The 24,241-nt window shown below is 71.1% G+C and carries 9 protein-coding genes; 2 read left to right on the forward strand and 7 right to left on the reverse strand.

The window, feature by feature from the left end; all coding sequences use genetic code 11:
- The first annotated feature begins 379 nt into the window (after positions 1-379).
- Positions 380-1,318, forward strand: coding sequence for a S1 family peptidase (locus tag ACFYNU_RS25705; RefSeq protein ID WP_356594553.1), 939 nt, complete (start codon positions 380-382; stop codon positions 1,316-1,318).
- Between the two features lie 117 nt (positions 1,319-1,435).
- On the opposite strand, the gene ACFYNU_RS25710 is transcribed toward ACFYNU_RS25705, so the two are convergent.
- The 5 genes from ACFYNU_RS25710 to ACFYNU_RS25730 all read right to left on the reverse strand — a co-directional run bounded on the left by ACFYNU_RS25710 (position 1,436) and on the right by ACFYNU_RS25730 (position 6,775).
- The gene (locus ACFYNU_RS25710) at positions 1,436-1,786 is read right to left on the reverse strand and encodes an STAS domain-containing protein (RefSeq protein ID WP_356594551.1); all 351 of its coding nucleotides are present in this window, start codon (positions 1,784-1,786) and stop codon (positions 1,436-1,438) included.
- Entirely contained in the window at positions 1,783-3,126 is a 1,344-nt protein-coding gene (locus ACFYNU_RS25715) for a PP2C family protein-serine/threonine phosphatase (RefSeq protein WP_388767340.1), read from the reverse strand. Before ACFYNU_RS25715 ends, ACFYNU_RS25710 begins: the two co-directional genes overlap by 4 nt.
- Positions 3,123-3,932: an alpha/beta hydrolase gene (locus ACFYNU_RS25720; protein WP_356594549.1), complete on the reverse strand. Its 810-nt coding sequence runs from the start codon at positions 3,930-3,932 to the stop codon at positions 3,123-3,125. The genes ACFYNU_RS25715 and ACFYNU_RS25720 overlap by 4 nt, the downstream gene beginning before the upstream one ends.
- A 96-nt stretch (positions 3,933-4,028) precedes the next feature.
- Positions 4,029-4,817 carry an SDR family oxidoreductase gene (locus ACFYNU_RS25725; protein WP_356594547.1) on the reverse strand — a complete coding sequence of 263 codons (789 nt, stop codon included), beginning with the start codon at positions 4,815-4,817 and terminating at the stop codon, positions 4,029-4,031.
- 149 nt (positions 4,818-4,966) lie between these two features.
- Positions 4,967-6,775, reverse strand: a complete 1,809-nt coding sequence (locus ACFYNU_RS25730) for an NAD(P)/FAD-dependent oxidoreductase (protein ID WP_356594545.1) — start codon at positions 6,773-6,775, stop codon at positions 4,967-4,969.
- A gap of 193 nt (positions 6,776-6,968) precedes the next feature.
- Between ACFYNU_RS25730 and ACFYNU_RS25735 the strand changes: the two genes are divergently transcribed.
- Positions 6,969-8,021, forward strand: a complete 1,053-nt coding sequence (locus ACFYNU_RS25735; RefSeq protein WP_356594543.1) for an SMP-30/gluconolactonase/LRE family protein — start codon at positions 6,969-6,971, stop codon at positions 8,019-8,021.
- Positions 8,022-8,033: 12 nt separating this feature from the next.
- Here ACFYNU_RS25735 and ACFYNU_RS25740 read toward each other — a convergent pair whose 3' ends face one another.
- Together ACFYNU_RS25740 and ACFYNU_RS25745 are read right to left on the reverse strand one after the other, a co-directional pair.
- Positions 8,034-8,621: a TetR/AcrR family transcriptional regulator gene (locus tag ACFYNU_RS25740; protein WP_388767412.1), complete on the reverse strand. Its 588-nt coding sequence runs from the start codon at positions 8,619-8,621 to the stop codon at positions 8,034-8,036.
- A 163-nt stretch (positions 8,622-8,784) separates the two neighbouring features.
- Positions 8,785-22,935, reverse strand: coding sequence for a hypothetical protein (locus tag ACFYNU_RS25745; RefSeq protein WP_356594539.1), 14,151 nt, complete (start codon positions 22,933-22,935; stop codon positions 8,785-8,787).
- Positions 22,936-24,241: the final 1,306 nt, after the last annotated feature.

Raw genomic sequence — 24,241 nt, forward strand, 5'->3', positions numbered from 1 at the left:
TACGTACCGGGCGACTCGATCGGGCCCGTGCCGGCGAGCCGCGCCGTGCCCCCCGCCCCCCCCCCCCCCCCCCCGGGGCCCCCCCCCCCCCCCCCCCCCCCCCGCGGGGCCCGGGGGGGGGGGCGGGGGGGGGGGCGGGGCCCCCCCCCCACTGCTCGGGTGGGCCCCGGGCCGGCGGACGCCGGCCCGGGGATCAGTGGCACCGCCACCCGGTCGTGGCCGGACCCCGGTCGTTCCGCGGTCGGCCGACGGGTGGCCGAACGGGTGGCCTGAAGACGGCCTCGGTGACGCGGGACGCGATGAGAGAATGCCTTGTCAGGGACATGCCTTTCTGTGCGATAGGTCCCGCTCAATTCCCCACTCCTCCCGGGAGGAAGACGTGAGTACTACGCGCACCAGCCCCCTCAGACGCACCACCGAACGCTTACGGCGGCCCGTGACCGCCCTGGCCGCACTCGCCCTGTCAGCCGCACTGGGGCTCGGCGGCACACAGGCGGCGCAGGCCCAGCCACGGACGTTCAGCGCCGCCGAACTCGCAGCCGCGAGCGACGCCGTCCTGGCCGCCGACATCGTCGGCACGGCATGGGGCGTCGACCCGGCGACCGGCACCGTCCTGGTCACGGTGGACGAGCGCGTGTCGGCCGCGGACATCGCCGAACTGCGCGAGAGCGCCGGCGCACGGGCCGACGCCCTCACCTTCGAGCGCACCGCCGGCACCCTGCGCCCGCACCTCCAGGGCGGCGAGCCGATCTGGGGCGCCGGCAGGCGCTGCACCGCCGGATTCAACGTACGGTCCGGCAGCACCGACTACTTCGTGACGTCGGGCCACTGCACCCAGGGCGTCTCCAACTGGAACGCCAACTCGCAGCAGGGCACGCCGATCGGCCCGACCGTGGGAACGAGCTTCCCGGGCAACGACTTCGGCATCGTCCAGTACGCCAACCCCGCGGTGCCCCGGCCCGGAACGGTCAACTGCAACGGCACCATCATCGACATCACCGGCTCCGCGAACCCCACCGCCGGTCAGTCCGTCTCACTGGCCGGCGCCACCAGCGGCTGCCGCGGCGGCGGCAGCATCACCGGCATCAACGTCACCGTCAACTACGCCGCCGGCGCCGTCAGCGGGCTCTTCCGCACCAACCTCTGTAGCGAACCCGGCGACAGCGGCGCCCCGTTGTTCACCCCCACCGGGAACGGCACGACGGGACTGGCCCTCGGAGTCCTCTCGGGCGGCACCGGCAACTGCACCTCGGGCGGCACGTCCTTCGCCCAGCCGATCAACGAAGTCCTCGCCATCTACGGCGTCGCCCTCACCTGACCCACCCTCGCCCGGCCCACCCACACCCGGGCGGGCCGGGCGAGCCCACGTCCACCCCGTGCGCCGCCGCGACAAGTCCACTTCCGGGTGTACTTCGAGGAGTTGAGGCGACGCCGGTCAGGCCGGGGGCCGGGGGTCCGCCGGGTCGGGGGCGGGGTGGAGGGGGAAGATCTGGTCCAGGCCCAGGACGCGCATGGTGCGGGCGGTGGGGGCGGGGACGGCGGTCAGGGTGATGTCCGCGCCCAGGGCGTGGGCGCGGTTGCGGGCGGCGATCAGTGCGGTGATGCCGCTGGAGTCGCAGAAGGTCAGGTCGGCCAGGTCGATGGTCAGCACGTGCCCCGGTCGGACGGGGGCCGCGTCGACCGCGGTGTGGAACTGGGCGGCGCTCTCGTTGTCGAGGTCCCCTCGCACGCGGATCACCGGTCCCGCGGGGGTTTCGCGGGTGGTGAGGGTCAGAGCGGTGATCATGTGGAGTCGCTCTCTGTGTGTGCGGCGGGAAGGCCCAGGGCGAGCAGGGCGGTGTCGTCCTCCAGGCCGTCACCGAAGCTCTCCAGCAGTCCGGTCAGGGCGGTGACGACCTGCCCGGCTTCGGCGGGGGCGAGGGACTGGGCGAAGGCGTGCAGGTCGTCCTCGCTGTAGCGGGGGCCGGCCTTGGTACGGGCTTCGGTGAGGCCGTCGGTGTAGAGCAGCAGCGTTTCACCGGGGTGCAGGGTGGTGGTCGCGCTGGTGAAGTGCGGACGGGGCATGACGCCGACAAGCATGCCGCCGGGGGTGTGGATCTGCTCGGCGGTGCCGTCGGCGCGCAGCACCAGCGCCGGGGGGTGACCGCCGGAGGCGAGCGTCACGTCGAAGGTGCTGTCGCGTGGGGTGACAGTGCCGGCGACGACGGTGCAGTAGCGGGGGTCCTCCCCGGTGTAGCGCTCGTACAGCACGGTGTTGAGCAGGTCCAGCGCCGAGGCGGGATCGGGGGCGTGCAGGCACGCGGCGTGCAGGGTGAAGCGGACCAGCGAGGTGACCGAGGCGGCCTCGGGGCCCTTGCCGCACACATCGCCGAGGAAGAAGCCCCAGCGCCCGCCGCCGAGCGCGAACAGGTCGTAGAAGTCGCCGCCGAGTTCGTCGGCCGAGGCCGTGTGGTAGTACGCGGCGGCCTGCGCGCCCGGTACCCGGGGCAGTGACGGGGGCAGCAGGCTGCGCTGGAGCACCGCCAGAACCTGCCGCAGGCGGCTGCGTTCGGCATCGGCGATCTGGCGGGCGGCTTCGGCTTCCGCGTGGGCCTGCTCGGCCTCCTTCCGGGCGCGCAGCAGTTCGTTCTCGTAGGCGCGGCGGTCGCGGGCGTCGAAGATCGTGGTGCGGATCAGCAACGGCTGTCCGTCCGTGCCGGTCTTGACCTGCGAGGTGACGAGCACCGGCAGGCGGGCGCCGTCGGCGGCCTTGAGTTCCAGGGCGATCCCGGAGACCTGGCCCTGCATCGCCAGCAGCGGCGCGAAGTGCGTCTCGTGGTAGAGCCTGCCGCCCACGGTGAGCAGGTCCGAGAAGCGTTTGCGTCCCACCAGCAGGCCGCGGGGGTAGCCGAGCCAGTCCAGCAGCGTGGTGTTGATCTTCGCGATCCGGCCGTCCATCAGCGTCGACAGGTACCCGCACGGCGCGTTGTCGTACAGGTCCTCGGTGCTGTCCTCCAGCAACGCGGAGAACTGCGCCAGCCCCGCCTCGTCCACATCCTCGCCCGCGGCGTCCGCGCCCGCCGGGCCTACCGCGCCGCCGGTGCCGGCGGCGGGCTCGGGATCGCCGCCGGCGGTCTCGCCCGTCACGCGGCGGCGCCGGCGAACTCCACGATGGCCCGCGTGGTGGCCTCCGGCGCGCTCAGCTGCGGACAGTGCCCCGTGGCGTCCAGAGTGACCAGCCGGCTGTCGGGGATCGCGGCGTGCACGTACGCGCCGACCTCCCGGGGCGCGATCATGTCCTGCGCGCACTCCAGCACCAGCGTGGGCACCGTGACCAGGGCCAGCTCGGCGCGGGAGTCCGACAGGAACGTGGTACGGGCGAAGACCGCGGCCATGGCCGGGTCGGTGGCGCAGAAGCTGTTGGTGAGTTCCTGCCCGAGTTCGGGCCGCTCCGGATTGCCCATGATCGCCGGGGCCATCGCCGCCGACCAGCCCAGATAGTTGCTGTCCAGCGAATCCAGCAGTTCCTCGATGTCGTCGGCGCTGAATCCACCGGTGTAGCCGGCCGCCGGGTCGTCTATGTAGCGGGGAGAGGGCGCGACCATCACCAGCCTGGAGACCAGCTGGGGCCGGCGGGCCGCGGCGAGCACCCCGACCATCGCACTGACCGAGTGCCCCACAAAGGTGATGCCGGTCAGGTCCAGCTCGTCGCAGACGTCCAGCACGTCGGCCGCGTAGCCGTCCAGGGACGCGTAACGCTGTGCGTCCCAGGCGGACGGATCGGAGCGTCCTGAGCCGACGTAGTCGAACAGCACCACCCGGAATCGCTCGGTCAGTGCCGGCAGGACCAGACGCCACATGTTCTGGTCACAGCCGAAGCCGTGCGCCAGCATCACCACCGGCCCGTCGGACCGCCCGGTGACCGTCACGTTGTTCCTGCCGATCACGTCCATGTCAGCATCGTGCCACGGGTGCGAGAAGACTGACGTACGAGGCCCGTCCCCCACCGCGCCGGAGCCCTCGCCGCAGCGAGACGGCTCGTGCCGAGGTCAGACGGCCGACCAGCCGTCGTCGACGGGGAGGACGGCGCCGTTGACGAAGGCCGCCTGGTCGGAGGCGAGCCAGAGGATCGCGGCGGCCTGTTCGTCGGCGGAGCCGAGGCGGCCGATGTTGGCGCCGACGAGGCTCCTGATGACGCCCGGGCCGTGCGCGTCGGGACGGGCGTCGACGCCGATACCGGTCGCGGTGGGGCCGGGCGCGATCATGTTGGTCCGGATGCCCCGCTTGCGGTACATCACGGCCAGGTTCTTCACCAGGCCGGTGATCCCGTGCTTGGCGGCGGTGTAGGCGGCTCCGGCCGCTCCGCCGCGCAGGCCCGCCTCGGAGCCGGTGAAGACCAGGCACCCGGATCCGGCCGTCAGCATGTGCGGGAGTACGGCGCGGGTGAGGAGGAAGGGAGCGGTGAGGTCGACCCGCAGCACCCGTTCCCACTCGGCGTCGTCGGTCTCGTGCGCCGCCGACATACGGTCCATCACTCCCGCGTTGTTGACCAAGACGTCGATCCCGCCGAACTCCGCCACCGCGCGGTCCACCACCGCGTCCACCGTGTGCTGCTCCGCCAGGTCCCCGACGGCCGCCAGCGCGACGCCTCCGGCGGACCTGATCCGCCGCACCGTCTCCTCGGCGCCGTCCGCGTCGAGGTCGGCGACCAGGACGCGGTCTCCCGTGGCGGCGAAGGCCAGGGCCGCGGCCCGGCCGATGCCGGAGGCGGCCCCGGTGACGATCACGCCCCGGTGGGCGCGGGAAGCGGTGTCCTGCTCTGGTACGGCTGCGGTCATGCGGGGGTCCTCCGGAAGGCGGTCGTGGGTCGCTCGGGGTTCGGTGGTCTGCGGGAGCCGGCCGGAGCGGATCCGCGCCGTCTCCGTTGAAGGCACGTGACCCGCCGCCGGTCCGGCCCGCCGTATCAGAGGCGGTCCGCCCGGCCGTATCAGAGGTGAGGGGCGGTCCTGGCCCGGAGGATCTCGTCCAGGGACGTGTCGCGCCACCGCTCCAGCAACTCGTGGAAGGCGACGGCGCCGTGGGGGTAGGCGGTCGGGCCGTTGGGCCGGCCGCGTCCTTCGCGGTTGTAGTAGCCGGGAGTGCACTCGGCGTGGAACCACTCGTGGTCGGGGGCGCCGTCGGCCAGGGTGGCGAGCCAGGCGTCCTCGGTCTCCCGGGACGGTTCGATGAGGGCGCTCCTGGCCTCGGCCGCCGCGATGAGGGCGGCGGCGTGACGGGCCTGCTCGTCCAGGATGTGGGTGAAGTTGACGCTGCTGGCGTTCTGGAGGGGGCCCAGCCGGATGAGGTTGGGGAAGCCGTTACTGGTGAAGCCGTGGAGCGTGCGCGGCCCCTGGCGCGCCCAGCTGTCGAGCAGTCGGGTGCCGCCGCGGCCGTGGACGGGGAGCTTGCCGGAGTGGATGCCGGAGGTCCCGACGTTGAATCCGGTCGCGAAGATCAGGCAGTCGAGCTGGTAGGTGGTGGCGCCGACCGTGACACCGTCTTCGGTGACGCGCTCGATGCCGTGGGTGTCCGCGGTGTCGACCAGGGTGACGTTGGCGCGGTTGAACGCCGGGTAGTACAGGTCGGAGAAGGTGGGGCGCTTGCAGGCGTAGCGGTACCAGGGCTTGAGTTTCTCCGCCGTCTCCGGATCGGTGACGGTCCGCTCGACGCGGGCGCGCAGCTCGTTCATCTTGGCGGCGTCGGCGGCCTCGTACGCGGTTTCGAAGGCCGCCGGATCGCCCTCGCGGCGGAAGCTCGGCAGAAGCTTCTCCAGCAGTGCGGCCGAGGTGGTCCACCGGTCCGCCACGAGATCCTCTTCGACGGGCTCGCCGGAGACGATGCGGAGGTAGTTCTCGCGGCGCCTGCGGGCCCAGCCCTCGCGGTCGGCTCCGACGTCGCGCGCGGTGGTGCGGCCGTTGGCGCGTACGTCGACAGTGGAGGGGGTGCGCTGGAAGACGTAGACGTGTCCGGCGTCCTCCGCCAGCTTCGGGATGACCTGGATGCCGGTGGCCCCGGTGCCGACGATGCCGACCCGCTTGCCCGCGAGGCCGGTCATGCCGCCCTGCGGGGTGCCGCCGGTGTACGCATAGTCCCAGCGCGAGGTGTGGAACGTGTGGCCCGTGAAGTCCTCGATGCCGGGAATCCCGGGGAGCTTGGGGTCGGTGAGGGTGCCGGTGGCGTTGACGACGTACGTGGCCCGGAAGGCGTCGCCGCGGTCCGTGGCCACGGTCCAGGTCTCGGACGTCTCGTCCCAGGTCAGCGCCGTGACCCCGGTGGAGAACAACGCGTCCGTGTAGAGGGTGAACTTCTCGGCGATACGGACCGCGTGACGGCGGATCTCCTCACCGGGGGCGTACTTCCATTCCGGTACGTAACCGGTCTCGTCGAGCAGCGGCAGATATACGTGGGACTCGACGTCGCAGTGGACGCCCGGGTACCGGTTCCAGTACCAGGTGCCTCCGAAGTCTCCGCCCTTCTCGACGATCCGGACGCGCTCCACGCCCTGCCGTCGCAGGTGCGCCCCGGCGAGGAGGCCGCCGAACCCACCGCCGATCACCGCGACCTCCACGGTGTCGCGGAGCGGGTCGCGCTCCTTCGCCTCCGCCACGTACGGGTCGGCGGCGTAGTAGCCGAACTCGGCCTCGGCGTCCCGGTACTGGGCGGCTCCGTCGGGGCGTACGCGCCGCTCGCGTTCCAGGCGGTAACGCTGCCTCAGTGCGGCCAGCTCGTGGGGAGCGGGCGCTTGAGGGGTCGTCATGTGGGGGCCTCGATCCTTAACGACGGACCGCCGGGACAGGCGGCCGTCCGCTACGGTAGCAACTACCGGACAACAGTGTCCGGTTGTGGTCCGGCGGTACGGCGAGATCCGGCCAGGGCGCCTTCACGCCCTGCGGCTCGCCACGCATCCCCGCCCGCAGGACCCCACACAGCGGACAGGAAGAGTGATCCTCATGCAGCCGTTCTCCGCCCGGTCCCTCACCGTGCTCGCCACGGTCGGCACGCTGATGCTGACCGGATGCGGTACGGAGAGCGGCGCGCCACCGCAGGAGGTGGCGGCGCAGGAAGCGGCGGCGCAGGAGGCGGCGGCGCACGGCGGCTCGGGCAAGGCCATACGCGCGCAGCAGGTCATGCAGCTGACCTCGGTGCACGCCGAGACCGGGATGACACTGCTGGAAGGACCCACGTTCGGCCGGAACGGCGACCTGTTCGTCGTCGACGTCACCGCGCCCGAGGGCAAACCCAAGGTCATCCGGGTCGACGTCAGGAAGAAGACGTCCCGGTCCGTCCACACCGACGGCCGGGGGGCCTACACCTCGGCGCAGTTCAGCCCGTACGACGGACGCCTCTACCTCAGCGACTTCGCCCACGGCGAGATCGTGAGCCTGGCCCCCGACGGCGGCGATCCGCGCACCTTCTTCTCCGGCGAGATCGCCGGAGCGCCGATGAACCCCGACGACATCGCCTTCGACCGGGACGGCAACCTGTATGTGAGCGACTCCCGCGGCCTGTCCGAAGGGGAGGCGCACGGGCGGGTGGTGCGGATCGACCGCGAGGGGGAGACGGCCACCGTTCTGGCGAAGGATCTGGCCGCGCCGAACGGGATCTCCTTCGACCTGGCCCACCAGGGGCTGTGGTTCAGCGAACTCACCGAGAACCGCGTCTCGTATCTGCGCCTCGACGAGCAGGGCCGGGTGACCTCCCGGCACACCGCGATCCGCGTCGACGGAGGCATCGCGCAGACCGACTCGATCGCCGTGGACGCGGACGGCAATCTGTACCAGGGACTGCACGGCCGGGCCGCGATGGCGGTCTACGACCGGCACGGTGAACGGCTGGCGACAGTCGAACTGCCCGCCGGGGCCAAGGGGTTGGAGTCCGCGACGAACGTGGCCATCACACCCGGTGGAACGAAGGCGTACATGACCGTCAGCGGTCCCGCCGGGGGTTATCTGTACGCCTTCGAAGCCCTCGCCGAAGGCATCAGGCAGTCCAACGGCGGCTGAACCGCCCCGCGTTCAGCCGTCGAACGGCCGCACCGGTCCCACCTCGACGGCGAGCAACCGCCAGGCGTCCAGCGCCCGGCGCTTCCGCTCCTCGTGGCTGTGGCCGGTGACGGCGGCCGAGACCATGGCGACCGCGAGAACGAGGTCGTTCGCGCCGGCCAGCCGGTGCCCGTCGGGCAGTCGCTTCCGCAGGGCGCGCTCCACGCGCTCGGACAGGGCCGAGGCGTGTACGCGGATTCCGGAGCGATCGCCGGACGGGTCGGCGTGCAGAAGTCCGATGAAGGCCGCCGACTCCGCGAGATGCCACGTCAGCACCCCGAGAAGGTCGGCGAAGGCAGCGCCGTCGGACTCGGCCGCCTGCTCGATCTGCCGCACGTTCTCCTCCAGAACCGCGGCCACCGCGGCGGTCCTGTCCGGGAAGTGCCGGTAGAGAACGCCCTGTCCGACCCCGGCCCGGCGCGCCACCGCGGACAGGGGCACCTCCAAACCCTGCTCCGCGAAGACCTCCCGGGCGGCGGCGACCAGGGCGGCCCGGTTACGGGCGGCAGCCTTCGGCCCGTCGTTGGCGGGCCGCCGCCCCTCCCGTTCGGTGCGCTCCATCACCCCAGCAGCGTACCGGCAGGCCTCACCGGCACACGGGACCGAGCTGGACGCCGGCGCTGGTGCTGATGCCGATGCCAGCGCTGGCGTCGGCATCGGCATCGGCATCGGCGACCACCGCGTGATCAACGGCTCGTCGGGGCTACGCGGGCCGAGGCTCCCGCTAGGAGAGCGAGCCCAGCGGGAACCGTGCTCCACCGACCCCCTCACGGCAGCGGTCGGCGCTCAGGATTCCGGACCGGCCCGGCATGGCCCCCCACGCGTCCTGCCACAGCCGCTGCTCCTCGGCCTGCCGCAGGCGGGCGTCCCGCAGCTCCTCCTGAAGCCGCTCGTGGTCCCGGAAGTGCTGGTCCCGATCCGTGGTGGCCCGGATGACGGCGTCCTCGGCGACCCGCTCCCGCGTGGCCGCCTCCCGCACCCGATCGTCGGCGGCGGCGAGTTGGTCCCGCAGGTCCGCCACCCCTGCGACGGCACGATCCACCGCCTCCTGTGCCACGTCGGCCATGCCCTCCGCGCGGGCCAGCGCCACCTGGGCACGGTCGCGTTCGGCTCGCGCGTCGGCCAGGGCGGCTTCGGGACCGGGCTCCGCCCTCGGTGCCGGTGCGGCCTCGGCGGCGGCCCGGTCGACCTCCCGCCGGGCGTCGGCGACGTCTTGCTCCGTCCGCGCCAGCCGCTCCTCGGCCGTCGTGACCGCCGCCGCGTATTCCGTGGCCCTCGCCTCGGCGGTCGCGCGTTCCGCCTCGGCGTCACCGAGCCGGTCCGCGAGGGAATCGCGGGCGGCACGGGCGGTGGCGTGCGCCGTCGCGGCGGCGTCCCGCGCCTCGGTCACGGCGGTCAACTCCCGCCGCGAGTGCGCCAGTCGCACCTCGGCCTCCGCCTCCCTCGGCGTCAGCCGCGTCTCCCGAGCCGCCTGTTCCGCCTCGGCGGCGGTCGCGTCGGTGGCGGCGGTGATCGCGGACCGCAGCCGGTTCCAGGTCTCCTGTGTGGCCGGGGTGAGGTCGACGAGTGAACCGTCGGCGCCGAACGGCCAGAACCGCAGTCCCGTCGCTCCGCGCACCACCAGCTCCACCGGCCTGCCTGCCGCCACCGCGGTGCGCGAACCCACGTAAAGGGCGCGGGCCAGCCCGGTGCCGTCCGGGTCGGCTCCCACATGGAGCCAGAGCTGAGCGCCGTTCTCCCGCTCGTCCAGTCCTCCGGCGAGCACCGCGGGCAGTTCGGTGACCGGATGCCTCCGCCAGTCCCGCAGCCTGTCGCTCGACTGCCCGGCGAGCATCGCCGGCAGGTCGTACACCTTGGAGGAGGTGCGCGGCGCGGTGACCCCGTAGCCGAGCAGATCACGCTCGTAGACCCGGGCCACCGCGCTGCCGACGACGTAACGGATCCCCTCCCCGGCGACCGTGATCACCACGTCCACCATGGTCTCGTAGCTGCGCGTCGCGGGCTCCGTCTCGGAGGAGGCGGCGGCACCGGTCTTGAGACGGTCCCAGCCGCCGCCGGAGGCCGAGGCGCCGACCGTACGGGAGACCGGCTGCCGGTTGAGGACGGGCAGGGTGAAACTGACCAGGTGTGTGTTCGTGTCGTTGCCGCTCTGGGTCCACTGGTAGCCCAGACCGGCGGTCGAGGCCGCCGACGAGGAACTGCCGGCCGAGCGCGATGTCACCCGCAGCCGGTCGACCGCGATGTCGTCCGCGTCGCTGATCGGCCGCGGATTGTGCAGCGTCACCTGGAGGCGGGGGGTGACGGGCTCGCCCTGGAGTGGCCAGGCGCCGGGCATCGTGTCGGTCAGACCCGCCGCCGTGCGCGGCGCCTCGACGGGGATCTCACCGGCCTGTACGAGTTCGCCCAGCCGGAATGCCGCCGCCTCCGGCGTCAGATCGGCCGTCAGGCCCCACGAGCCGGAGAGCCGCGGCGCCACCGTGCGCAGCGCCTCGGCCACCTCGTGGAAGGCGTTGAACGCGTACACCGGTGTCGCGCCGGTGGGCAGGAGCCGGGACCCGGCCGTGAAAGGCCGCTCGTCGAGCGGAAGCGGATTCTGCGGATCCCGCGGAGCTGTCAGCCGTGGAGCGGGCAGCCGTGGGTCGGCGTCAGTGATACGGGGCCGCACCGCCGGCTCGTGCCGGCGCGGTTCCACGGACTCCGACGAGGAGAACCTGAGCGACACGGCCACCGGAACCTGGACCTGGTGAGCGGGCCTTCCGCGCAGCAGACGGAGGATTCGGGCGACCGGCTCGCCGCCGTCCCGCTCGGTCAGGGTCAGCAGGCCGGATTGCAGGGCTCCGACGACCAGATCCACCGGCCAGTCCTGGACGAGTGCCGAGCGCACCGTCGCGGTGATGGTGTAGTCGATGTTGTCGAAGTCCGCGACGTTCTCGTTCCTGGCCCAGTAGCGGTCCTCCGCCGCGAAGTCCGTGCGCGCGGTCCGGCCGCGGGACCCGGTGCCGGACAGCACGGGACCGGTCCGGTCGGTACGGCCCGACCGGCCCTGGGGGCGCGGGTAGCGGGAGATGGGGTTCGCCGACACCCGCAGCGAGCGGCTGACCGTCTCGGACTCGGAACGGTTGACCGGGGCGTGCGCACCGATCTGGTCGATGCCCGCGCCGGCGCCGGCGGGCCGGCCGCGTAGCTCGCGCCGCGCCGGGGTCTGGGCCACGGGCTCGGCGGAGAGAGTGATCTCCGCCAGCCGGCTGCCGAGCGGGACCCAGTGGCTCACTGTCCGCCGGCCCGGAAGCGTACGCAGTTGGGCGGGCGAGGTCATGTCGGCGATCCGGGTGTACACGCCCGGCCGAAAGGCGAGATGCCCCGGCCGGGTGACGCCCGGCGCTTCCCTCTCCACCAGCGCGAGCAGTTCGCTCCGCAGCCGGTCGCGCCTCTCGTTGCGCTGTACCAGGTTGTCGAGCTGGATGACGGACAGGACACTGCCCAGTCCGACCTCGCCGGTCTCCACGTACAACTCCGGCAACGGCACCGAGTTCTCTGCCACGACCGGCCGGGGCATGCCCGGCACACCGGTGAACCAGCGTTCGAAGCGGATCAGTTGGCTGTTGGAGAGCTGGAACCGGATGGCACGCGGCAGGTCGATCGCGAGGGTGATGCCGTCGCGACCGCCCATCCCGGCGACATTCATGGCGACGTTCCGGGTGCCTTGACGGAGGGTCACGAGCAGGGTGGCGTCAGCACCGATGAGGTGCTGCTCCCCGGCCTCCGTCGGGGTCCGCACAACCGTGGAGCCGGCGGACTGCTCGCTCGTCCTGCCGGTGCGGTGGGTGTAGGCCCCCCGCACGCTGGGATTGGCCAGCGAGGCCCTTTGCGGCGTGCCGTCGGGGGACGGCGGGGGCGGCGTCTGAAGCGCGCCGAGTCCGACGCCGTACTGGTGGGAGGTGGTTACGGAGCGCCCCGTCGCGGTCCTGTCACTGGCGCCCAGGTTGCTCTCCGCATAGGTGGTGTACGAGCCGTTGTACGTCGGATTGTGCAGGTACCCGGTGATCTCCAGCGACAGTTCCTGGTCGGAGAGCAGCCCGGGCAGGGTCAGACCCTCGATGACGTAGCCGCCGTTGAAGATCTGCGCGGCGCGGCCGATCAGCGTGGCAACCCTCAGCTGCTGGTACAGGGCCTCCCCCGCGAACGCCCGCTGGTCGTCGGCCGCGGGGCCGGTCAGATACCCCCAGAGCCGGCTGCCGAGCCCGGTCACGACGCCCGGCATCCGGTTCGTGGCACCCTCGGTCCACCGGCCGAACGCGTCGACGGCCGGACGACCGGGGTAGGTGCCGGTGACGATCTGCCGGAACGCCTCCTGGAGTGCCGCGCTGCCTCGGAAGACGTCCACGTTCGCGTCGTCCGGCAGCCTCAGCAGCCCCGCAAGCGGACGCCCGGTGTCGTCCGTCAGACCCAGCCGTACGACGTCGTCGTCCGGCCCGCCCCCGGTGACGGGCGCGCGGACGTGGTGCGGAGCGGCCGGCATCACGGGGAGGGTGTCCGCCGGGACGGTGCGGTGGTGCGGTACGACGAGGCGGACGTGCCCGGCGACAGCCGGCGGAGCCGGTTCGGCCGGCTGGATCATCGCGGGGTTCCCCCCGGGTACCGGTTCGGGTGTCGGTTCGGCGGCGAACCGGACCGCGGGCTCCTCGGCCGTGCCCTCGTAGAGATCCAGCGTGAACAGGGCAGGGATGTCGAAGAGTTCGGTGCCCGCGCCGGTGGTGATGTTGAACCCGTCCATGCCGACCGCGGACCCGGCACTCGCGGAGGTTTCGTGCGAGCGCCCCCAGGTGTAGTCCCCGGTCGCGTCCAGTGCCGCCGCGCCACGGCCGATCGGGAAGCGCGGACCGGCACCGCCGCCGACGCTGCCGCCGAACATGTTGCCGCGCTGCCGGCCGCCACGCGCCTCCTGGGCGTTGAAGGTCACGGTGTCCACGCCCGGCAACCGCCGCGTGTGCTCGGCGGGCCGGGTCCGGTCACGGGTGGCGGAGTACCTCAACTGCACGCGGCGCGCGCCGCTCACGTGGTCGGGGAGGTCGAACCACAAGGGCCTGCCCCCGTCGACCGCGTCGGGCTGTGCGGCGGCCTGTCCGAGCCGGGAGCGCAGTTGCGCGAACCTGCGCAGATTCTCCAACTGGCGTTCGGCGCGGTCCTCGTTGAAGACGGACACACGCTCGGCCGGCGGCAGGAAGCCCTCGCGTCGCAGCCACGCCTCGGCCCGGTCGAACATCTGCCTGGTGCCCTCGGCGGTGACGGGTACGGCGGAGATTCCGATGCTCTCCAGGTTCTCCAGGTGCTCGGGAAGCTGTCGCCGCTCCTCCGGGGTGGGGGCGTGCCCGGTGGCGGTACTGCGCTGGGGCAGCCTCAGTGAGACCGCTTCCGGCCATGGGCCGAAGGCACCGGTGATCGTGCCGCCGCCGGAGCGGATGAGGGTGACACGGTAGGAGATGTCCGCCGGTGTCACCAGATGAGAGTCGGTTGTGTAGAGGGCGTGCATCAGTGCCACGGAGCTGCCTGTGGTCAGCGTGTCGCCGGACTGCCAGGACGCACCCGCCTTGCCCATGACGCTTCCGCCCATGCGCTCGGCCGCGTCCGGATGGCCGACCGCGTGGTCCGGGGTGAACATCGGCCCGCCGCTGCCGTCGAGCGAGACACCGCTGGTGATCCGCGAGGACTGGTCCACACCCGAACTCTGGGTGAGCCAGGATTCGAGGGAGAACTTTCCGTCCGGTGTCGCGGAGGCGGGGTCGCGGGGCACCACGGTGGCTTCGAGCCGGAGCACGCCCAGCGAGTCGCCGTTGCGGCGGAACAGCACCGGCGAGTGGACACCGCCGTCGCGCTGCATCGGCAGGCCGCCCCTGAGCATCCTCTCGGAGAGGAACTCCTCCAGTTCCCGGCGCGAATCCGCGCCCAGATCGTTCAGCACGGTGAAATCGTCGTCCGCGCGCAACTCGTCCAGCAGCCTGCCGGGATCGAGGACCTCGTCGACGCCCCACAGCGGCAGGCCGTCGAGGTCGGCCGGCCGGGCCAGCGGCCCCGCTGCGCCGCCGTCACCGAAGACCCGGTGCTCGGGGAACCAGACGGTCAGCGGTCCCCCCGCCTGCTCCGTGCGCCAGGTGTCCACCGGGGCGTTGCGGTCCGTGTCGACGCGTATCTGCCAGTTGCCGGTGTACTGCACGGCGTGTGCCGGATCGTTGGCCCGCTGCATGGTCCTGGCCGTCAGACCGTCGCTGACCGTGGACGACTCGGAGGACTGGTGGTGCGTCAGGCTCAGCACCATGGCGCCGTCGAACCAGCGCATCGGACCGGCCGGACCGTCGTAGATCCCGATCCACGGGATCGGCACGGTCCGCATGGTGCCGGAGCCCGCGCTCCTGGAGGAGGACTGCCCCCCTTCGCCGTGCCGCTCCACGTTCGTCCGGCGCGGGACCTCGGCGACGGTGCCCCCGCGGGTGGAGAGTGCGGGGTCGGTCAGCCGCAGCCGGACGTCGACCGTGCGCTCCCGGCCGTCCACGGTGACGGTGACGCGGTGTCCACGGGCGCTGCGCACCTGCGGCAGTTCCCGGGCGATCTCCGACTGACCGAGTACGGCGGCGAGTTCCTCGCGCACCGCACGGCCGGCCGCGCTGCCGGACTCCACGCCGAGACCGTCGAGGACCTGCTGGTGGAGTGCGCCCAGTACGTCCTCGGACAGGGGCTCGAACAGGACGAGTCCCACGGAGCCGTCGAACCGTGAGCCGTACGTCTGCGCGTACCGGGACAGCACGCGCGGCGTCCCGTCGTCCTCCGGGGTGGCGGCGGTGACCGGTTCGGCCCCCGCGCTGGTGGGCGCGTGGGGTGCGGTGGTCTCCTCCGCGGGAGGGACTGTCAGGGCGGTCTCCGGGACCGCGACCGGGGCGGGGGCGGAAGTGGTCTCCGGGACCGCGACCGGGGCGGGGGGTGTCTGTGTCCGTGTGACCTCTGTACCGGAAGAGGTGCCGGAGGAGGTGTCGGCCCGCTGGGGGGCGGGTGTGATCGGCCGCGGTTCGGAGCCGAAGAACACGGCGGGGGTGCTGGAGGTGGTGGCAGCCGGGCCGACCGGGCTGCTTCCCGTGCGTGGCTCGACAGCTGCCGGCGACGTCGTGGTGGTGCCGGGACGCGTAGAGCTGCCGGTGGGGGTGGTGTTCCAGCTGAACCCCGAGGAGGTGACGGGTTGTGAGAGGTCGGGGCGTTGGGCCTGCCGGGCCTGGGCGGTGGGTTCGGTGGCCGCCCAAGGTGCGGTGTACGGGGCGGGGTTGGCCTGCTGGAAGAGGGTGACCGGGCGGCCGGCTTCGGGGCCGGTAGTCCAGGGGGTGCCGTCCGGCGTCAGCACGGTCAGCCGCACTCCGAGGGCGGGCGCGGCCACGGCCAGGGTAAGCCAGTCCGTGGCGTCGGGCCCGGATCCGGTCCGCACGGCGCGGACGGCCTCGGTTCCGCTGAAGCCGGTTGCGAGCGGGGCTCCCGTCGGCCCTGCCTGGTCTGCCACCGAGGGCCACAGCCGCTGTTCCTGCGGCGGCCGTCGCAGGTCGGCGGTGAGCAAGTCAGCGAGCGAGGTCCGCAGTTCGTCCGGGCCGGCGGGCCTGTTCTGCTGCACCAGCCGGCCGCTCTCGGCCGGTGCGACGGCGGTCAGCGCCTGCGCCAGCACGTCCCCGCCGGGCATCACGTACACCGGCGCGAGCCCACGCTCGGCGAGTTGCTCCTCCAGGGAAAGGGGCGGCTGCCCGGTGGCGGGAGCCGGTTTCTGGACGGTGACGGTAGCTGGTTCCTCGACGGAGGTGGGCGGCTCCTCGACGGCGGGCCGCTGCATGACGGTGGAAGTGGGTGGGCCGAGCAACACCTGCTCATGCGCGGCGGTGGACCGATAGGCCGACGCGGCACTGTCACGGCTCACGGTGACGAGGGCGAAGGGACTCCGGTGGCGCAGCCGCAGGGGCACACCCGCCACCGTGGTCATCCACTGGCCGTCCTGGTACGAGGCGCCCAGCGCGGACACCTCCACGACCAGCGGCGCATACCCGCGCCTGCCCGCGTTCCGTGCGTTGATCGCTTCGATGTTGCGCCGCAGTGCTTCCGACTGGCTGTCAACGCCGGTTGTCTCGTTGTCCGTGATGACCGTCGCCGTACTGTGCTCACCCAGCACTTCCTCAAGCGCGGCTGCCAGACCCTGAGACGTGCGTTCCATCGCCCAAGGACCGGGGTGCGGAACGATCACGTCCGTGTATGCCACGTGCCGTCCGAACTCGGTGACCGAGCCGCGCACCAGCACCAACTCGTGCGTCTGCCCTGTCGTGCTCCCCACACTCCGAGGCAGGGTGCGCTGCATCACCGGATCGTAAGCACTGAGATTTCTGCGCCTCTCGTACAGATTGGCAAGGAGATCGATGTCCTCCTGGCCCGCCCCGCCGTCCACGGCGGCGACCACGGTGTTGCGCATCCAGTCCAGCGCGTCGCTGAGAAGCGTGTAGTCCTCCGTCGCACGCAGCCGCCGACGTTGAACCGACGGGAGCGCTCTGTACCACGACGACCTCTCGATCTCCGACCAGGTCATCTCGGTGCCCTCACCCTCGGCGTCGAACGTGAGCAGCGTGGGCCGCGGCGACCGCGAACCGCTCGACGGGGGAGCCAAGAAGGTCGCCTCGTCGGACACTTCGCCCTCACCACGTCCAACTGCCCCGGACACCACGCCCGGACGGCCGAGGGCAGGGGTCATCTGCGTATCGGAGTTCTCTTCGAGCTCCCGGGAGGACGACTCAGCTTCGGCTGTTTCCCAGAGTTGGCGGAAGCCTGTCAGGGTGTGCGGGTTGTCCCGGGTGGCGAGAGTGGAGGCCCGGCCGGAGCCGTAGAGGCGTTGCAGCAGCGGAAGCAGTTCCGAAGCGTGCCGTGCCACCCAGTCGGAACCGTTGTTGCGCCGGCCACGGCTGTCGGCGTCCCTGCCGGTGTTCGCACCGAGATAGGCATTGGTGAGCTGCGCGAAGTACTCATGCGCGCTGCTCGACGAATAGTTGGCCCCGGGACCGTCCGGCCACTGAACCACCGAGCGCACCGCGGCCTCCACCTCGGCCCGCGCCCTCGCCTCAGCCTGCGCCCGTGCCTTCGCCTCCGCTGCCGCCTCCGCCTTGGTCCGCGCTGTCGCCTCCGTCTCCGTCTCCGTCTGCGCCCGCGCCTGGGCCTGTGCCTCGGCCCTCGCCCGTACCTCCGCCCACGCCTGGGCCCTCGCCTCCGCCTCCGCCTTCCTCTTCTCCTCGTACACATCGGTGATCCACTGCCGATCCACAGCACTCAGGACCGACTCGACCGCATGCGCCCACTCATGACGGGCCGTGGAAAACCCATCGGGATGAACACCGGCACCCGGCACCGCGACCGTCTCACCCAGCAGGTTCTCCTCCCCCACACCCACCAGATGACCCCCGAAATAGAGCCCCCGTTCCGTATCCAAAGACCGGCCGTCGGCCGTCCGCCGGCCACCAAGCTCCGCGAACTCGGGAAGCGACGTCAACGACTGGTCCCGGGGCACAACGACCATGCGCCGACCACCCGTCAACAGCGCCACCGCCACGTCCGGATCGGCAAGCATCTCCGAGACCAGCGCCTCAGCCACCTCCCGGGCAGCCACCGGCTGCTCCACCCCGTCAGGAACAACCACCAACAACCCCGCCGCCACAGCCCTGAAAGCAGACTCCGACAACCCGGCCCGCAACTCCTCCACAAACACCGGATCAGCAGCCAGGATCTTCCGCTCCCACGGAGCCAGCGAAGCCAACTCCCGCGCACGCGCGTCCGCGTCCATCCCGATCAAACGCCCCGCCGTTTCCACGAGAGCCGGTGAAAGGGGAACGGCCAACGGGACAGAGGCCTCAGCCGGGTCCGGTCCGGCCGTCATGGTGCTGTCGGCCGGTCGTGGCGACGGCCGAGGCACGGTGGGCGGAGCGTACCGAGGTTCGTGCCGAGGCCGGACGATGGGCCGGCCGACGGGCGGCAGTCCGCGATCGGCTCTGCCCGCGTTGTACCGGTCGAGGGAGAAGCGCCCGAAGGTTCCTGAGCCGCGAACGATGGTTTCCAGAGTCTCCCTGATCGAAGCCAACGCCCGGGCTTCCAGTAGGGCGACGGGAGGCGAGATACGCGGCACTCCCCGGGCGTCGGGATTGGAGTCCAGATCGGGGAGTTCGGTCTGGACCTTCAGTGCCTCGTGCTGGGTCACGATCCGTTCCGGATCGGACAGGAGCAGATTGTCGAGGTACTGGCGGACCGTCGGCCTTGGCCCTCTGTTGGTCCAACCAATTTGCAGGTCGAGTATGCTCCGGCCTCCGAGGTCGTGCTCACCGTCGAAGGTGCTCTCGAAACGCTCGGTGAGTCGGCTCGCCCGGTCCTCGAGATACGCCTTGGGTGCCGCACCGAGACTCTTCCGAAGAGCGGCAAGGCGAACGCGGGAGGTCACCGCCGTGTAATCCTTCGGCAGGCGCGTCCGGTTGAGCGCTCCTCGCACACTGGCCGCGACCTGGGTATACCCGAGAGCGAGCACGCCCTCCAGCTCTTTGACGTCCCACGGGTCCACCGCGCCAGCCCACTCGGGACGCCTGCGAAGCCAGCGTTCGAAGTCCGCACGGGCCTCGGCACCGAAACCAATGCCCGTGTTCGCGTCCGCATAGGCGATCTGTACCGGCTCGGACTCCCGACGCATATGGGTGGTGACGTAATCGATGAACTGCACGAGCTGCGAAGTCGGTGTGGTCCCCGTGTAATGCACCAGGATGGTGGACCCGCCGGCGTCGTTGATCCTGATCGGCAGATCCGCCGCGAGTGGATCCACCCTGTATCCCGCCGACTCCGGGAAGACCTCCTCGAACGTCGCTCCGTCCCGTGCATTCTCAAGCCGGCCCAGCACGTCGACGAGAGCCGCCATCGAGTGGGCCCGTTCGGCCCGGCCGTCCGGAGGCCCTCCCACCAGAACACGGGTGACGTCCGAGACGATCTCAAGGATCGGCACACCCCCGGCCCGGTCCAGCACGATCTTCAGGATGCCGGGCAGCTCCACGAGGACGCCGAACTCACCGGGGAGGGCGCCGGCAGGCAACACCACCCGAAACCCGTGCAGTTCCAATTCCCATCCGATGCCGGGGGCGAATCCATCCACCAATCGCGCAACGTCAGTGAGCCACGGCAACTCAGCGGGCGGCTCGTAGCGCCGCGAAGAAGGCCCAGGCTGGGTGGATTGGCGGCCACGGCCAGAAGTACGTTCCGAGGAACGCGCCTCCAGCCGTTCCCGGACAGAGACACGCGCGGAAGCGGGAGGAGGAGCAGCGGCAAGCCGGTCCATCCTGAGGCGGACCGCCTCCTCCAGACGTGAAACGGCTTCCCAACGCCCGCTCGCCGATGTTTTGTCCCTCTGCCACTCCGTCACTTTGACCAGCACACGGCGCAAATCATTACGACTCGCATCGCGCGGAAGATTCGACACCGCCTGGTCAATGGCACGCAACGCGGAAGAACGACGCGACCCTCCATGCGCCGAGATCTCCCGCCAGTCACGGATCGGGTCCCGCTCTGTCCGCCGAGCCGGGGGCGCCAACAGAACGTCCGCCGACTCGGAAGCTTCGCGAAGCCCTCTGGCATAGGCACGACGGGCGTAGGCAGTCTGGGCCGCCTCCCGCAACTGCACGTAGAAAGGATTGCTCCGGCTGATGTTCCACATGTGCAGATAGACCAGCATCTGGTTGATCACGGTGTCGTACTCGACCAGAGTGCCGGACGCGTTTCCGGCCGCCTTCCCCCAGCTGACCAGGCGGGCCCTCTGAGCAGCGGTGATCTTTCCCGCGCCCTCGAAGCTCTGCGCGTATTTCTCCAGCTTCCCCGGCTGGGCGCCGTAGCCCAGCTTTTCCCGCAGCAGGTCTTTCTGGAATGCGCTGAACTCCCGGTTTCCCGCCAGGACCGCCTCAAGGCCGCTGAGGGCGCGTGAGCGCTCGGCCGCGAGCGCACCGACCTCCGCGTCTGTCGCCCCGGATCGCACCAGTTCCATCACCGGGCTACTGCCGAAAGCCTGGTGGGCGGCAATATGGGTGAGTTCGTGGGCGATGTGAGCCAGCAGGAAGGAGGTGCCGCCCCTGACCTGAGTATCGACGTTGAAGGTGAACCCCTGGCCGGATGTCGAGGGGTTGAGCTTCACGCCCGGCCAGCCGCCCCGCGGGAACTGCATCACGGTCACCAGCGGCGCCACGGCCATCAGTTCCTCGATGACGGCGCGGGTCTCCGCGGGCAGCGTCCGGTCGTAGCGCAGGTTTCCCATCATCTGTACGTAGCCGGCCATCATCGTGTGGAACCGGTCCGCAGGAATGGCTCGGGCCGCCTTCAGCGTCTCGTTACCCGGACTCAGGGTGCTGAGGCCCGGGTCCCCCCCTTCGCTCACCGTCCCGTCCATCACGGTCAGCAGGTCCCGGAAGACGTTTTCGGGGTCGAGCTGCCGCATCATCTCCTCGGCCTGCCCGGCTAGTTCCTGAACACCCTCGACACGGCTCCCTCCCCCGGGCTTGTGGGCCACGTAGCCGAGGGAAGCCTCGACGATGCCCTTGAGGGCGAGCAGACGGGCACCATGCCTGCTGCTCGGCAGGGCATGGTAGGCCCTGAGCGCATCGTCGACCTGAGAGATCGTGGAGTTGCTGCGCCGCCCGGACGTCGCCGTCCTCCGCTTGAACTCGCTTTCCGTCATTATCCGGGGCGCGGGCTGGGACCTCGACGACCGGGCAGGGGGCGGGGGCGCCAGGTGAACGTCGGCCCGGTCTGAATGAGCGCCTGGCACCTCGGGCCGACTGGTCTGCGATGTGGCGGGATTCGTGTCGGGCTGGGCTCGAAGGTCGGCCGACAGTGCCTGTTCGGCTGTTTCCCAGAGTTGGCGGAAGCCTGTCAGGGTGTGCGGGTTGTCCCGGGTGGCGAGAGTGGAGGCCCGGCCGGTGCCGTAGAGGCGTTGCAGCAGCGGAAGCAGTTCCGGGTCGTGCTGTGCCACCCAGTCGGAACCGTTGTTGCGCCGGCCACGGCTGTCGGCGTCCCTGCCGGTGTTCGCACCGAGATAGGCATTGGTGAGCTGCGCGAAGTACTCATGCGCGCTGCTCGACGAATAGTTGGCCCCGGGACCGTCCGGCCACTGAACCACCGAGCGCACCGCGGCCTCCACCTCGGCCCGCGCCCTCGCCTCAGCCTGCGCGCGTGCCTTTGCCTCCGCTTTCGCTTCCGCCTTGGTCCGCGCTGTCGCCTCCGTCTCCGTCTGCGCCCGCGCCTGGGCCTGTGCCTCGGCCCTCGCTCGTACCTCCGCCCACGCCTGGGCCCTCGCGTCCGCCTCCGCCTTCCTCTTCTCCTCGTACACATCGGTGATCCACTGCCGATCCACAGCACTCAGGACCGACTCGATCGCATGCGCCCACTCATGACGGGCCGTGGAATACCCGTCGGGCTGAACATCGGCACCCGGCACCGCGACCGTCTCACCCAGCAGGTTCTCCTCCCCCACACCCACCAGATGACCCGCGAAATAGAGCCCGCGTTCCGCCTCCAAAGACCGGCCGTCGGTCGCGTAGCGGCCGTCGAGCCTGACGAATTCGGGCAGCGACGTCAACGACTGGTCCCGGGGCACGACGATCATGCGCCGACCACCGGTCAACAGCGCCACCGCCACCTGCGGATCGGCAAGCATCTCCGAGACCAGCGCCTCGGCCACCTCCCGGGCAGCCACCGGCTGTTCCACCCCGTCAGGAACAACCACCAGCAACCCCGCCGCCACAGCCCTGAAAGCAGACTCCGGCAACACAGCCCGCAACCGCTCCACAAACACCGGATCAGAGGCCAGTGCCTCCCAGTCCCACGGAGCCGGCCCCACCCCGGCCAGAGGAAGGGGTGAGTTGACGCCGGGGCCCTGGATGAGGGAGTCGAGCAGGGCTGTCGCAGGCAGATGGCCGGCGCGGAGGTGTTCGGCGGCGACGAGTTCCACGACTTCCTCGGGCCGTGGTACGACGCCCAAGGGGTTCTCGTCCGGCGCGACTTGTTGTATGCGATCCAGTACGGCGTCTTCGGCCCAGCGCAGGGACTCCTCCAAGCGTTCCGGCGACACGTCCGGATCGCCGAGCCGGGCCCGCGCGGTGTCGATGTCGAAACGCGCCCTGCCCGGATAGCGAGAAGAGGGGGCATCGGTCCGAGGAGACCCGATCGCCTCGGGAGCGGTGTCCGCGCCCGGACGCACGACCGGGGCCTGATCACTGGCGTACGGTGCACCCTCTTCCGCGTCCGTGTCGGGAGACGTCACGCCCGGCGGCGTACTGGCCCGGTCGGACGAGGTGGAGTCCGTCACCGGCGTGGCGACGGGGCCGGCCACGGCGGGCCCGGCCGTGCTCGGGCCCGGCGTCGTGACGGGGACGGGAGACACCGCGGGACTTTCGTCTCGGGTGCCCTCACCAGTCGACTCCCGCCCGACGGCGGGGTCTTGCGCGGAGGACGTCGACGTACTGTCACCCTTGTTGCCACTCGTCACCGCAGACGGCCCTTCGCCGCCGGTCTCCCTGACGTCGTCCCCGGTCTTCGTACCGGGGCTGCGGCTCCCCGATGAGGTGGGGGTTCGCGTGGCGGTGTTCTCCTTGGACGGCGCCGGCGACAGGGCGTCGGCGCTTCGCCCGTCGCCCGCACCGCTTCCACTGCGACCGCCACTGCCCGGCGGTGCCCCGGCGGGGCTGTTGCCGAACCGGCCCTCGTTGTGGATGTCCGTCCGCGTGTCCGGGCGTCGTAGCTGCTCCGGGTTCAAGGCGCCGTCGCCGTCGAGCGCTTCCTCGTCCTCACGGGTCGCCACTGGGACATCTGTGGACGAACCGCGCCCCGAACCACTGCCCTTCCGCGCTTCGGACGCCGAGCTGTCACTCCCTGTCTTGGACCCGGAAGCACCACGTCCCGACGGCACGTCAGGAGCTCCGGTCGACGGCGGCATCGTGGACGAGGGGCCGGTCTTCCCCTCGCCCGGCTGCTCCCCTCCACGGCGGGCCAGTCCCTGACCCGCCTCATCGGAACCCAAAGTCTCCCCAGAAGGCCCCGGCTTACTGGACGTAGGCGGACGCACACTGTCTCCACCAGACCGCACCTCTGTCTGGCCGACCACCTCTTCACCCGAAGACCGCCCCGGAGCAGACACCGGGCTTTCATCCCCGGCGTCCCGGACCGTACCGCTCCCCCCTCTTTCAGCATCAGAACCGGGAATTACCTCGACTTCCTCCCGGATCTTCTCCGATTCGAGCCTGGCCTTCTCCGCCTCCACAGAATCAAGCTCGGCAAGGCGCTTCCAGTAACCCTCTCGCACACGCCCCTCAGCGACAGAATCACCATCACGATGGGCAGCCGCGAGCTGATCACCCCACTTCTTCGCCTCATCCGGAGACATACCCCGCCTTTCGGCACGACGGGCCAACGCCTGCCCTGCCTCATCAGGACGCAAAGTCCCCGGAGAAGGCACCGGGCTTTCACCCCCGGCACCCCGGACCGTATCGCTCCCCCCTCTCTGATACTCAAGCTCGGCAATGCGCTCCCGGAAACCCTCCTGCGTACGCCGCTCAGCAACAGAATCACCATCACGGCGAGCAGCCGCGAGCTCATCACCCCACTTCTTCGCCTCATCCGGAGACATACCCCGCCCTTCGGCACGACGGGCCAACGCCTGCCCCGCCTCATCAGGACTCAAGGTCCCCGGAGAAGGCACCGGGCTTTCGGCCTGGCGGGCCGGGCCCTGTACCGCCTCGTCGGAGCTCAAAGTCCTCGGGGCAACCCGCGGCTTGTTTCCGCCGGGCCGCGATCCCTGGCCTGTGGAGCTTCCACCCGAGGACCCGGTGGTGGTGTAAGTGAAGCTGTCACCGCCGTTGTTGGGGCGCAGGGTTCCCCCACCGCCACCCGAATCCCCCCCGCCGCCGGACGAGTATCCGCCCGAAGCACCGTCGGGCGCGGCGGACCGGTCGTAACCGGGCTCGGAATCGTCCGGGTGCGATGACTTCTGCCCGTTCGAATCGCTCTTCCCGTCGCCGTCCGATTCCCCGCGATAGTCATCGAGCGTGACGAATTTCTTGTTACGCGTGGTTCTGGGAGCAGCGGGGCTCACCGGCTTCTGACTGCCT

The organism is Streptomyces sp. NPDC006643 (assembly GCF_042870175.1).
Classification (GTDB): Bacteria; Actinomycetota; Actinomycetes; order Streptomycetales; family Streptomycetaceae; genus Streptomyces.

Bases quoted from the DNA above. Each gene is read 5' to 3' on its own strand.
- ACFYNU_RS25710 (WP_356594551.1), bottom strand. From the start codon at position 1,786: ATGATCACCGCTCTGACCCTCACCACCCGCGAAACCCCCGCGGGACCG.
- ACFYNU_RS25720 (WP_356594549.1), bottom strand. From the start codon at position 3,932: ATGGACGTGATCGGCAGGAACAACGTGACGGTCACCGGGCGGTCCGAC.
- ACFYNU_RS25725 (WP_356594547.1), bottom strand. From the start codon at position 4,817: ATGACCGCAGCCGTACCAGAGCAGGACACCGCTTCCCGCGCCCACCGG.
- ACFYNU_RS25730 (WP_356594545.1), bottom strand. From the start codon at position 6,775: ATGACGACCCCTCAAGCGCCCGCTCCCCACGAGCTGGCCGCACTGAGG.
- ACFYNU_RS25735 (WP_356594543.1), top strand. From the start codon at position 6,969: ATGCAGCCGTTCTCCGCCCGGTCCCTCACCGTGCTCGCCACGGTCGGC.
- ACFYNU_RS25740 (WP_388767412.1), bottom strand. From the start codon at position 8,621: ATGGAGCGCACCGAACGGGAGGGGCGGCGGCCCGCCAACGACGGGCCG.